The sequence below is a fragment of the Chlorobiota bacterium genome (assembly GCA_016710285.1).
GTDB lineage: Bacteria > Bacteroidota > Ignavibacteria > OLB7 > OLB7 > OLB7.
The window spans coordinates 145,058-156,284 of the sequence record JADJXR010000001.1; the positions used below are offsets into that span (position 1 = coordinate 145,058).

5 protein-coding genes are annotated in these 11,227 nt (G+C 52.1%); 1 reads left to right on the plus strand and 4 read right to left on the minus strand.

Annotated elements, in window-relative coordinates; all coding sequences use genetic code 11:
- The first annotated feature begins 84 nt into the window (after nucleotides 1-84).
- Nucleotides 85-2,658 carry an AAA family ATPase gene (locus IPM61_00490; protein ID MBK8909784.1) on the plus strand — a complete coding sequence of 858 codons (2,574 nt, stop codon included), beginning with the start codon at nucleotides 85-87 and terminating at the stop codon, nucleotides 2,656-2,658.
- Nucleotides 2,659-2,719: 61 nt separating this feature from the next.
- Here the strand turns inward: IPM61_00490 and IPM61_00495 are convergent, their stop codons facing one another.
- The 4 genes from IPM61_00495 to IPM61_00510 all read right to left on the minus strand — a co-directional run bounded on the left by IPM61_00495 (nucleotide 2,720) and on the right by IPM61_00510 (nucleotide 10,866).
- Nucleotides 2,720-5,335 carry a leucine--tRNA ligase gene (locus IPM61_00495; GenBank protein MBK8909785.1) on the minus strand — a complete coding sequence of 872 codons (2,616 nt, stop codon included), beginning with the start codon at nucleotides 5,333-5,335 and terminating at the stop codon, nucleotides 2,720-2,722.
- 108 nt (nucleotides 5,336-5,443) lie between these two features.
- Nucleotides 5,444-5,785 (minus strand): hypothetical protein, encoded by a 342-nt coding sequence (locus IPM61_00500; GenBank protein ID MBK8909786.1) that lies wholly within the window; start codon nucleotides 5,783-5,785, stop codon nucleotides 5,444-5,446.
- On the minus strand, nucleotides 5,773-8,106 hold the full coding sequence (locus tag IPM61_00505) for a hypothetical protein (GenBank protein MBK8909787.1): 2,334 nt from the start codon (nucleotides 8,104-8,106) through the stop codon (nucleotides 5,773-5,775). Before IPM61_00505 ends, IPM61_00500 begins: the two co-directional genes overlap by 13 nt.
- A gap of 90 nt (nucleotides 8,107-8,196) precedes the next feature.
- Nucleotides 8,197-10,866, minus strand: a complete 2,670-nt coding sequence (locus IPM61_00510) for a hypothetical protein (GenBank protein MBK8909788.1) — start codon at nucleotides 10,864-10,866, stop codon at nucleotides 8,197-8,199.
- Nucleotides 10,867-11,227 lie beyond the last annotated feature (361 nt).

Sequence of the window (11,227 nt, forward strand, 5' to 3'; positions counted from 1 at the left end):
TGAAAACACGGCAGCGAAACGCTTGCTTATTCCTCCAGTGCGCCGCATTTTGGCCGCATCTATCACACTATACTGACTATTGCTATGAGCCGAACCCCACTGGCAGATCTGGTTCACCGCGCCGAACTTCCGTTTGTTGGAAGGCACCACGAGCTGCGCCTGCTTCAGCAATTTTGGAGCAAGCATGGTGCGGCCCCCCAGCTTCGTGCTGCGTTGCTTGTTGGGGAAGCTGGGGTTGGGAAAAGCCGTTTACTCCATCACTTCTTGCACCAAATTTCCGGCAGCGACCCGTTGCTGGTTCATATCAAATTCCCTCCGGAGTCCCTTACCTCGCCATTGCGTGCCGCCGCCCGGGCATTGGAGTCGGCACTGGATGCCAAGTCAATTCCCCACCGCCAGATTCGCACCCTGCAGAACGTTGCCGAAACGATACCGGACCTGGCCAAGCAGCACCGCTTGATGGTGGTGCTGGAGGATATCCACGTTCTGGAGCAAGCCGGGCAGCAGAGCCTTATGCAATTGCTGGAACTGCTTCGGGATTTCCCCATCACGCTTCTTTGCCTTGGGCGGCCGCTATCCAGCGATTGGATTGAGATGTTGGAGCCATACCTGAAGCTCCACCTTGAACTCCATGGGCTGGGGTTGCAGGAGATTGAGGAGCTTTGGCAGCGTTTATTTACGGAGCAGCCGGACGGGTTGGTTGCCGATTCAATCGCGAACGCCACGTTAGGGAATCCGCTGGTGATTCGTTCGGGGTTACTGCGGGCGTTGCAGCAAGGGGCAATTCAAACAGCGGTGCGGACAACGGGAATAACGGTCAGCATCAGCTTGCCGAAATTCCGGGCATCGTTGCTTGCCAGCACGCAATCGCTTTCGGAAGCGATGGTGCAATTGCTCAATCCCGAGCAGCATCGCGCATTGCAGTTGATAGCCAGCTTGGGCGAGGTCTTCTCTATCGAAGCGGCGTGCTACATCGCGCCTAATTTTCAAGAGATATTGCCAGTATTAATTCGGCGCGGAATTATTGGCCATACACTCTCGGTACTGCCACCGCTCCACGTGTCTAGCATATCCCAGGAGCGATTGCTCACGTTCACCCACACCGTTCTGCACCGCGAATTATTGAGCAGCAGTGCTCCAGAAATCGAACTACTGGTTAATCTTATTGCTACCGATATTCCGATTTATTCAATTATTCCATACACCCTTATCGGCACTGCCGAGTGCCACGCAAGCATCCCGGACGCTGTGTTGATACAAGCAATTGATGTCACAATAGAGATCAGCTCCCAATTGGTGGAATCCGAGGATTGGAAACTTTCTTTGATGTTATTTGATTCTATCCACAGAATGAGGGCATGGCTTACCGATCCGCTTCCTCAAGAAACTGCGCAGCGGTATCAGCTTGATTTATTGATGCAGCAAATGGAATACGTCACGAATATCCGTGACCGGAAGGAATATTTACGACTGATGGAACAATTGCTGGAGCTGACATCCCAAGACCTTCCCGAAGACCTTGCTCCATTCCGATTAGCCGCGTTAAGCGCGGAAGCACGGCAAATTGCCATTGATTATCCGCACCGGAAATATGAAGTAGCAAAATCCCTCTATCATGCCCTGCAGCAATTTTCCCACCGACGTGACCATGTAGGCTACATAGTTTGCGTAATTGCCATGTCGGAACTGGCACACTCTGTTGGTTTAGTTAGTATGAACGAATGGGCTGTTGCGGAGGTTAAAGACATCATCCAACGGTATGATTTAAGCGACCCTTCCTACAGAGTGCGATATCTTGAGACATTGCCATTTGTGGTTCATCACTTCACTACACGTGAGGAGTTTGAGCAGAACATCCAGTTAATACAAGAATGGGAAAAATCAGGCGAGACAAACCTTATTTTACAAGCAGAATATGCGCACTTACTTGCTGTTGATGGTCAGATTGAACAAGTTTATGCAATAATCCAAGAGATATTGGCTCCGTTACGAAGGCTTGGTAATTACCGATACTATTTATCGGTGATTGCCGCAAAAAACCTTGTATGGGGAATGGAAGGGCGAAGTACTTCAGAAATGCTGAACGATCTCCATTCAGTGACTGATGAAGTAGCGGGCATTTTACCACTTGGCATGAATTATGCCGAAATTGCTCTATCCACAATTTTGGGCCAGAATATTGAGTCGAGCGATGAGTTAGAGAGAATGATCCCATCAATTCGAGCACAGCACAGAAGAAATATCCATATCTACATGGCATTGTGCGACAACGACCCGATGCTGTTGAAAAATCTTATTCTTCAAGAAGATGAGATGACGAACGACCGCATCATCCACTGGCTTCTTACGGCCACTGAGTGGACGCTACCGATGGAAGAAGCCGTTGCCGCAGCGTTACAAGCAGATCCGATAACCGTGCATGGGTTATTAACCTTTCGCTGCCTGGTGCAGGGTGTTGAACGGATGGAACAACGCACCGGAATTCGCACACCCACCGCTGTTGCCGATGCCGCAGTTGCGGGGATGAATCGCTCGCTGGAATGGATAGAACAACGGGGCATTAAGCCGTACAAATCGGCATTGATAGAGCGGTTTGGATATTTACTGAAAAATAAAGACAACGCACCCCCAAGCTATCAGTTTCCGGAGTTGGTTTGAAATTTCTATCCATAAAAAAAGGGTGCTGAACACTCAGCACCCTTTTTTTGTTATCCCCCATTTATCCCGCAATCACGTTCACCAGCTTATCCTTCACTGCTATGATTTTGCGGACGGTTTTCCCTTCAATCAATTCCCTGACTGCGTCGTGGGCAAGCGCGGATTGCTCAAGCGTGTTCGGCTCGGTTCCCGCCGGCACAATCATCTTCCCCTTGATCTTGCTGTTGACTTGCAAAACAATCTCCACCTCGTTCGTAGCAATTTTTGATTCGTCGTACAACGGCCAGGGTTGGTAGGCCACGGTTCCTTCATGGCCTAATTTCTGCCACATCTCTTCGGCAATGTGCGGAGCCAGCGGCGAAAGCATCACAACAAACGCTTCCATTGCCTGGCGCGGTTTTTCTTCCAAGCCGATGAACTCGTTGACAAACACCATCAGCGCGCTGATTGCCGTGTTCAGCCGAATCCCCTCAATATCCTCCGTCACTTTCTTGATGGTCGCGTGCAGCGTGCGCTCCTCTTCCGGGGTCATCGCACGGTCGCTGATGACGGCAAGGTTGTTGACCTCCTCATCCCCCACCACCATCCGCCAAGCACGGTTCAGGAATCGGCGCACCCCTTCAATCCCTTTCGTGGACCACGGCTTCACCATCTCCAACGGTCCCATGAACATCTCGAACAACCGCAAGGAATCGGCTCCGGCTTCGGCAATCACCGTGTCGGGGTTGATGACGTTCCCTCGAGACTTCGACATCTTCTGCCCATCCTCCCCCAAGATCAATCCCTGGTGAATCAGCCGTTGGAACGGTTCGTCGGTGCTGGTGTGGCCAAGATCGAACAGGACTTTGTGCCAGAACCGAGCGTACAGAAGATGAAGCACCGCGTGTTCCCCCCCGCCGATGTAGAGATCAACCGGCATCCAATACTTCTCCAACTCAGGGTCCACCGCGAAGCTGCCGTTGGTTGGGTCAATGTAGCGAAGGTAGTACCAGCAGCTTCCCCCCCACTGCGGCATGGTGTTGGTTTCGCGGCGGCCAATCCCGTGCTCGGGATGCTCCACCGTTAGCCAATCGGTTGCCAACGCCAACGGGGACTCGGTTGAGCCGGAAGGCTTGAACTCCTCGATCTCCGGCAGCCGCAATGGAAGCTCTGTTGCGGAGAGCGGCTCGATGATCCCGTTCTGGTATCGAACCAGCGGAATCGGCTCGCCCCAGTAGCGCTGGCGGCTGAACAGCCAGTCGCGCTGTTTGTACTGGACCGTGGCGCGAGCCTTCCCATGCTGGGCAAGATGCGCGGTAACGGCTTCCTTCCCAGCGGTTGATTCCAGCCCATCGAACTGGCCGGAGTTGACCATTGTTCCAGGCTCGGTGAAGCAGGCGGTTCCGGCCATCACTGCCGCGTAGTTGGGATGGTCGCTTGGCGGAGCAATCACCGCAACCACCGGCAGCCCGAACTTGCTTGCAAAGACGAAGTCGCGCTCGTCGTGGGCGGGAACGCCCATCACCGCCCCGGTTCCGTAGCTGGCAAGGACGTAATCGCCAATCCAGATCGGGACACGCACGCCGCTGGCGGGATGGAGGGCATAGCTTCCGGTAAACACCCCAGTTTTTTCGTCGCTGGCTTGGCGGTCAAGCTCACTTTTCAACGACGCCTGGTGGCGATATGCCTCCACAACATCACGCTGGCTATCGCTGGTGAGCGATGGAACCAATGGATGCTCCGGGGCCAGCGTCAGGAAGGTGACGCCGAACAAGGTATCGGCACGCGTGGTGAAGACTTTCAGCGGCTCCCCAGATTCGGTGGCAAAGGTGATCTCGGCTCCGGTGGAGCGGCCAATCCACTCGCGCTGCATTTGCAGGGTGCTGGCTGGCCAATCAAGCCCTTCCAATCCATCCAACAGGCGGTCGGCGTAGGCGGTGATCCGCATCATCCATTGGCGCATCGGGCGGCGCTCCACGGTGTAGCCTTTCTCCACCCATTCATCAACCTCCTCATTTGCCAGCACCGAGCCCAAGCCCTCGCACCAGTTCACGGGAATTTCAGCCTCATAGACCATGCGGAAATTTGCCAGGACGGATTGCTGTTCCAGCGGGGTCATGGCGTTCCAGCCGGCGGCGGTGAAGCAGCAAGCGTCGTCGCCGCAGTAGCGGGTGCAGTCAATGTTGGCGCAGCCGTCGCGTTGGAATTCTTCAATCAGCGTGCCGATTGGGCGGCCACGGTTTGCGCGGTAATCGAACCAAGTATCATACAGGGTGAGGAATATCCATTGGGTCCAGCGGTAGTAGGCCGGGTCGGTGGTGTTCACTTCGCGCTCCCAATCGTAGCTGAAGCCAATCGCCTGCAGCTGGCGGCGGAAGTTGTTGATGTTCCGTTCGGTGGTGATGCGCGGGTGGACGTTGGTCTTCATGGCGTACTGCTCGGCAGGAAGGCCGAACGCATCCCAGCCCATCGGGTGAAGCACGTTGAACCCGCAGTGACGCTTGTAGCGGGCGATAATATCGGTGGCGGTGTAGCCCTCCGGGTGGCCGATATGCAGGCCATCGCCGGAAGGATAGGGGAACATATCCAGGATGTAGTATTTCGGGCGGCTGTGGTCCTGAACGTCGGTGCGGAACGTCCCCTGCTGCAACCAGTAATGCTGCCAGCGTTGCTCAATTTCGGTGAAGTTGTACGGCATAATTCGGCAAGTAATCGTTTCCCGCAATGTATTACTAACCGCCAGCAATCAGTGGTCAGTATTTGTTAGTTCCATTGCTTCTGGGGATACTCTTTGACCTTCGTGCCGTTACTCCTCCACAATCAACAACGCACCGCCCACTTCGCCCGCCACATTCACCAGGTACGCGCCGGCGGCGATGCCGCTAACGTCTATCACCCCATCCACCCCTCCCGAACGAATCACCGACCGTGCCACCTCACGACCCGTAACCTCACGCACCACCACCAAGCGATCGCCCGACCTTGCACCACCAACAACAACCCGTGCCTCACCAACCGCAGGGTTCGGAATAATCGTTATCCCCTGCTGGCTTGCCTCTATTGGATCCCGTACCGCAAGCACCGTTTGCGGACGAACTACCGTCCCGTACACATCCGCCACACCGTTGCGGTGGTCTATCCAGACCACATAGAGGAATCACCACGGAAAATCGCTCGCGGCGTGGTTGTTAGTGTATCCGACCCACCAATGCGGGTCAGCGGCGTGACTTGCCGTAAATGCTTGTTCATCGTCAGCATCCAAACTCCATTCTTCGCGCTTGGCAGGAGTATTGCAAAACCTGAGTCTTGCGGATTCTGGACAACGTACATCCCATTAAATTCTGCGCTGCCTCGTTGAATAGTTACCGAATCAACCAATTTCACCACGCCATCTTCCGTGAAACTGAATCGTTGAAAAAGGCCTTTTGTAGTCCAACGAAGAAAATATGAACCTAATAATCTTATGGCAGCATAAGGCTCATGCGGTAGTATTTTTTGAAAATGAATTACCGAGTCTTCCGTTTCTACGATGAAATTCTCATGGTCTATGAGGAAGAAACGATTATTAGAGACAGGGACAATTTGAGGTATTGAACCTGATGTTGGAGGATTTTGGATACTCCACACACGTTGTGCATCGTTCCCAATAACCACAACGTGCTGAGAGTACACAGGAGGATTATCTCTAGAACCGAGCTGGATAAAGAAGTCGCCTGTTTCTGGATGCTGGTTCCATGATAGCACCTCAACATCAGTAAGTGGGATAGTGCTATCAATGCCAGCGGGCGTAATCCATGCTGAATCCGTTGGGAAATATAGGTGGCCATGGCGACGAAGCCAAGTGTGGCCTTGTGGTGTTGTTTCAAACCAATATTGCATTTGTGCAGCGACAAAACGATTTCCAGACTGCATAATCGTTGTTCCAATTAACCGCGAACCTCTTAGAATTAATGATGGCACAACTGAAGTGTCATTATCTACCTTCCACGGAACAAGCCCAACAGTGGTATCAAGCCCCCTGCCAACCCAACCAACGATTGCATTACCGCTGGGGCTTATGGTTAAGCCAGGATTCTCTTCGGCAATGCTTTTTCGCAACAACGCCACCTTAGCCGACAGCACGACCGTCGTATCGCCAATATCAACTTGGATATTGCTTAACAAGCGGTTCTCACCAACAATCCGACGTGTAATAATTTTATGATTAATATTCAGGGCGATTTGTTGATATTCATTAATCTTATTTGCATCAACCATGGCTGATTGCTTTTCATGAAAAAAACATAATAAGGATTTATCATAATCCTGCTTATGATCACACCCCCCTTTCCAATAAGTCTCTACCACGTGATAAATAGCAAAAAAATATCTACAAAAACCATCCCAATAAACTTCCTTTGCACCCATTGCAAAAAAAGTAGTGGTTTGTAAGTGGGATAAATTGTCAACTTCATAACTTGCCGTTATAGTAGGATTGCTGGTTTTTCCACTTGGAGCAACAGTCGCCTTAACCACAGAGATACGGAGTTTGCCGCTCCCTTGAAGCCTTCGACTACCACTCGCATATATCACCCCCAAAGAATCATATCCACGTTGATAGGGAAACACTGAGTTCGGACAGAATTCCTCCCCAATTTGAAGCCGAATTATCTGCTCAGGAAGCATATCCAAAATGTTCCGGTACACTAACAATAGCGTGTCACTATGAACCGTCGTCACCGCTCCATCCCGGCTGAGATGCCACCGATCTTTGAATTTCTCCTTCCACCCTGCATCATCAATTTTAGTCCCTCCGTTGTCGAGCAGTATCGGAGGGGCGTTCACACGCAGAACTGCTCTTACTCTATTCTCAAACGGCCCCATAACCCCAGAAGCCCGACCGCTATCCAAAACTTCAAACTCCTTCGTCGGATAACCAAGGCTATCTATCCCTTGCCTCAGAATCCTCCCACCCGCGCTCGTGTCGTTCCAGATCAACTGTGTGACTCTTCCGGTTTGCAGCACGATTACTCCTCGCTCAGGCAATACCCAATCGCTCTGCTTCCGCTCCGGCCCCAGCTTCCCATCCCGATCCACTGTCCGCATCCAGATTGAGGTGTCGCCCCCACGGCGATCCCGCCAAAACACCAGAAATCGCTCCCCAACAACCACAACTCGAACATACCCCGACGGACGAGATTCCTCGCTCGTCAGCTTCTGCTGCGGACCCGATAACGCCGTGTCCTTCAGCAACTGCATCATCAGCACCGGAACGATGCTGTCGCCCAGCCACTCCGTTGTCCCAAACACTGCCAACGTCCACCCGCCAGATTCCGCCCCGGACTGGATTAACGCCTCTGCCGGAAGCACCGGTTGCCACGGATCGTACGATAAACGAATGTCCCGTGATTGCCCCAGCACTGGCGTGGAAGTGGCAAGCAAAAGGAAGAGTAAGGAAGCAATCGCCGGAAAGTGTGATCTGCTGTTCATGGGTTCAACGGGAAGAGTTTGTGAGATACGATCTGAACGGATGGCGAGCCAACAAGCAATCGCCAGAAGAAGAAGGGAGTCGGTCTGCCGTTACTCCTCCACAATCAACAACGCACCGCCCACTTCGCCCGCCACATTCACCAGGTACGCGCCGGCGGCGATGCCGCTAACGTCTATCACCCCATCCACCCCTCCCGAACGAATCACCGACCGTGCCACCTCACGACCCGTAACCTCACGCACCACCACCAAGCGATCGCCCGACCTTGCACCACCAACAACAACCCGTGCCTCACCAACCGCAGGGTTCGGAATGATCGTTATCCCCTGCTGGCTTGCCTCTATTGGCTCCCGTACCGCAAGCACCGTTTGCGGACGAACTACCGTCCCGTACACATCCGCCACACCGTTGCGGTGGTCTATCCAGACCACATAGAGGGAATCACCACGGAAAATCGCTCGCGGCGTGGTTGTTAGTGTATCCGACCCACCAATGCGGGTCAGCGGCGTGACTTGCCGTAAATGCTTGTTCATCGTCAGCATCCAAACTCCATTCTTCGCGCTTGGCAGGAGTATTGCAAAACCTGAGTCTTGCGGATTCTGGACAACGTACATCCCATTAAATTCTGCGCTGCCTCGTTGAATAGTTACCGAATCAACCAATTTCACCACGCCATCTTCCGTGAAACTGAATCGTTGAAAAAGGCCTTTTGTAGTCCAACGAAGAAAATATGAACCTAATAATCTTATGGCAGCATAGGATTCGTTCGGTGGCATTTTTTGAAGGCGGATAACCGAGTCTTCCGTTTGTACGATGAATTTCTCGTGATCTACGAGGAAGAAACGGTTGTTAGAGACAGGGACAATTTGAGGTATTGAGCCCGGTGTTAGAGGATTTTGGATACTCCACACACGTTGTGCATCGTTGCTAATAACCACAACGTGCTGAGGATACATAGGGTCGTAATCTCTAAAACCGAGCTGGATAAAGAAATCGCCTGTTTCTGGATGTTGATTCCATGATAGCACTTCAGCATCGGTAAGTGGGGTAGTGCTATCAATGCCAGCGGGCGTAATCCATGCTGAATCCGTTGGGAAATATAGGTGGCAGCGGCGACGGAGCAGAGTCCTGTCTTGTGACGTTGTTTCAAACCAATATTGCATTTGTGCAGCGACAAAACGATTTCCAGACTGCATAATCGTTGTTCCAATTAACCGCGAACCTCTTAGAATTAATGGTGGCACAACTGAAGTGTCATTATCTACCTTCCACGGAACAAGCCCAACAGTGGTATCAAGCCCCCTGCTAACCCAACCAACGATTGTATTACCGTTGGGGCTTATGGTTAATCCAGGATTTTCTTCGGCAATGTTTTTTCGAGACAATGCCACCTTAGCCGACAGCACGACCGTCGTATCGCCAATATCAACTTGGATATTGCTTAACCAGCGGTTTGCACCAACGATTCGATGGGTAATGACTTTATCATTATTGATATTCAGGGCGATTTGTTGATATTCATTAATCTTATTTGAATCAACCACAGCTGATTGCTTTTCATGAGCAAAACATAAAAAGGATTTATCATAGAACCCACTTTCACTATAACCTCCTTTCCAATAAGACCATTGCACATAATAAATAGCAAAAAAGTATCTACAAAAACCATCCCAGTAAACTTCCTTTGAATTTTTTACGTGAAATTGAATATGATCCGATGGTGATACCCCAGGGATGGGGTAACTTGCCATTACAATAGGGTTACTGGCTTTTCCACTTGGAGCAACAGTTGCTTTAACCATAGAAATCAGAATGAGTTGGCCTGATCCATACAACCCTCCTTCACCCCTTACATATATCACCCCCAAAGAATCATATCCATGTTGATAGGGAAACACTGAGTTCGGACAGAACTTCTCCCCAATTTGAAGCCCAATGGCCTGCTCAGGAAGCATATCCAAAATGTTCCGGTACACCAATAACAGCGTGTCACCATGAACCGTCGTCACCGCTCCATCCCGGCTGAGATGCCACCGATCTTTGAATTTCTCCTTCCACCCTGCATCATCAATTTTAGTCCCTCCGTTGTCGAGCAGTATCGGAGGGGCGTTCACACGCAGAACTGCTCTTACTCTATTCTCAAACGGCCCCATAACCCCAGAAGCCCGACCGCTATCCAAAACTTCAAACTCCTTCGTCGGATAACCAAGGCTATCTATCCCTTGCCTCAGAATCCTCCCACCCGCGCTCGTGTCGTTCCAGATCAACTGTGTGACTCTTCCGGTTTGCAGCACGATTACTCCTCGCTCAGGCAATACCCAATCGCTCTGCTTCCGCTCCGGCCCCAGCTTCCCATCCCGATCCACTGTCCGCATCCAGATTGAGGTGTCGCCCCCACGGCGATCCCGCCAAAACACCAGAAATCGCTCCCCAACAACAACCACTTGAACATACCCCGACGGACGAGCTTCCTCGCTCGTCAACTTCTGCTGCGGACCCGATAACGCTGTGTCCTTCAGCAACTGCATCATCAGCACCGGAACGATGCTGTCGCCCACCCACTCCGTTGTCCCGAACACCGCCAGCGTCCACCCGCCAGATTCCGCCCCGGACTGGATTAACGCCTCTGCCGGAAGCACCGGTTGCCACGGATCGTACGATAAACGAATGTCCCGTGATTGCCCCAACGCTGGCGAGGAAGTGGCAAGCAAAAGGAAGAGTAAGGAAGCAATCGCCGGAAAGTGTGATCTGCTGTTCATGGGTTCAACGGGAAGAGAAACTGATCGAACGAATGGATGGCGACCCAGCGGGAGCTGCAATCGCCACCTAACCCAAGCGCAGAAGTAGGTAGGTGCTGCGAAGATAGAACGTGAGCGAAGCGAGCGCAAGGGTAAAAAGCCAGTAGCGCGAATTTCGCACAGAGCCAGATGGAGGGGAGCCAGCGTGGCGGGGTGCGGCAACAGCAATCCACCGGCCCAAGAACCACCACCAACTTCAACATCCAGATTTTTTTCCCTTGCTCGACCGAGGAAGTCGGCATATCATTGCAGCCGTTTCCTGTGGTTCCGTTGGTTCAACCAATTCAGTCAACGTATCGAACAAGCCAGTACCCGTTACAAA

Bases quoted from the DNA above. Each gene is read 5' to 3' on its own strand.
- IPM61_00510 (MBK8909788.1), bottom strand. From the start codon at position 10,866: ATGAACAGCAGATCACACTTTCCGGCGATTGCTTCCTTACTCTTCCTT.
- IPM61_00490 (MBK8909784.1), top strand. From the start codon at position 85: ATGAGCCGAACCCCACTGGCAGATCTGGTTCACCGCGCCGAACTTCCG.
- IPM61_00495 (MBK8909785.1), bottom strand. From the start codon at position 5,335: ATGCCGTACAACTTCACCGAAATTGAGCAACGCTGGCAGCATTACTGG.
- IPM61_00505 (MBK8909787.1), bottom strand. From the start codon at position 8,106: ATGAACAGCAGATCACACTTTCCGGCGATTGCTTCCTTACTCTTCCTT.